This window comes from Mesorhizobium sp. M1E.F.Ca.ET.063.01.1.1 (assembly GCF_003998155.1).
Lineage (GTDB): Bacteria > Pseudomonadota > Alphaproteobacteria > Rhizobiales > Rhizobiaceae > Mesorhizobium.
The window spans coordinates 1-1,774 of sequence record NZ_RZSC01001001.1; the positions used below are offsets into that span (position 1 = coordinate 1).

Annotated in this window: 1 protein-coding gene and 1 pseudogene; one reads left to right on the top strand and one right to left on the bottom strand. The window is 67.1% G+C overall.

Translation table 11 applies throughout. The features are described from left to right. A pseudogene (locus tag EOA29_RS35290) lies at positions 1-187 on the bottom strand (integrase); the annotation flags it as partial. A gap of 239 nt (positions 188-426) precedes the next feature. Here EOA29_RS35290 and EOA29_RS35295 point away from each other — a divergent pair. Then, the coding region (locus EOA29_RS35295; protein ID WP_127222316.1) for a diguanylate cyclase at positions 427-1,774 on the top strand (1,348 nt) is incomplete at its 3' end.

Here is a 1,774-nt window from a genome sequence, read left to right on the forward strand (position 1 = left end):
TCAGGTGGAAGCGCTCATGGCAGCCGTTCTGCTGCGGCTTGCCCGGCTGGATGCGCTCCAGCACGATGCCGAGCTTGATGAAACGCACGCTAAGCGGCGTCAGCCCGGTGAGGCCGACCGACGCAAATGGCGAGCCGTTGTCGCTTCTGAACCGATCCGGCAGGCCATTCTCCTCGAACGTCCGCTCATTCCGCAACAAAACGAAGCCGCTCGTCCATGAGTCCAGTCTCTCGCCAAACCATCGCCGACGTTACGGGAGAAGCACTGTGGGCGACGCTGCCAATCTCCCCCCTTGAGGGGGAGATGTCCGGCAGGACAGAGGAGGGTGGGACGGAGTGCGACCTACGCAAGGGAACCGCCCCCTAGTAACCATTTCTTCTCTGCTTTCATGCAGGATGCCCGAAGGGGGAGAGGCAAAACCAGGGCATGGCGGACGACGAGAAACGTAAGGGTGAATTCTGGGCGCTGGCGCTCGACCGCGCCCAACTCGGCCTGTGGGACTGGAACCTCGCGACCGGCGATTGCTACTATTCGCCGACCTGGTGGAGGATGCTGGGCTATGCCGAGGGCGAGCTCGCCAACACGTCCGATCTCTGGCTGAAGCTCACCCATCCCGACGACCGCGAACGGGCGCTGGCGAGCGGCGACCGCCACATCGCCGGCCTCGTCGATTCCATCGATACAGAACTGCGCCTGAAGCACAAGGACGGCCACTGGGTCTGGGTGCTCGACCGCGGCGGCATCGTCGAGCGCGAGGCCGAAGGCAAGCCGCTGCGCCTGATGGGCGTGCAGACCGACATCACCAGGCAGAAAGAGGCCGAAGCCGCGCTCGAGCAGATCAATGTGCGTTTCCGCCTTGCGCTCGCCGCCAGCGGCACCGGCATCTGGCATTACGATATCGGCACCAACAAGAGTTATTGGGACGCGCGCACCAGGGAGATCTTCGGTCTTGTCAGCGATACCGACGAGGTGACGGCCGGCCTCTGGCACACCTATCTCCACCCGGACGACAAGGAGGCCACCGAGCGCGCGCACCTGCCGCCGCCGGGCTCGGAGAGCGTCACCGCCACGCAATATCGCATCATCAGACGCGACGGCGAGATCCGTCATGTCGAGTCGCTGGTGCGCTTCATCGCCGGCGTCGGCTCGGCCGGCCAGATCCTCGGCACCGTGCGCGACATCACCGACGAAAAGAAGCGCGCCGAGGAGCTTGCCTATGCGGCGCGCCACGATGCGTTGACCGGATTGTTGAACCGCTCGGCCTTCGACCGCCTGCTGGCCGAAAACATCGGCGCGGCAGACCGGCTGCCGCTTGCCGTGTTCTATGTCGACCTCGACTACTTCAAGGCGCTCAACGACTATGCCGGCCACGCCGCCGGCGACCTCGCGCTGAAGAGTGTCGCGGCAGGCATCGTCGCCAGCCTGCCGCCCTCGGCGCACGCCGCGCGCCTCGGCGGCGACGAGTTCGCGCTGCTGGTGCCGAATTGCGACGACGCCTGCGCCGAGCGGCTCGCGCGTGCGGTGCTCGCCGCCGTGCGCGACGCCGATCTCGGCCCGGCCGTCACCTCGCGTCGGCTCGCTGCCAGCATCGGTATCGCCTTCGTGTATGACCGCAACATCACCGTCGCAGACGCGCTCGCCTGCGCCGACGACGCCTGCTACGCCGCCAAGGCCGGCGGGCGCGACCGCTTTGCGGTGTTCTCGGCCGAGACGGCCTCCGGCTCGGGCGGCCTCAACGCCGCGCGGCTCGCCGCCGACCTGGTCGACGCCATGG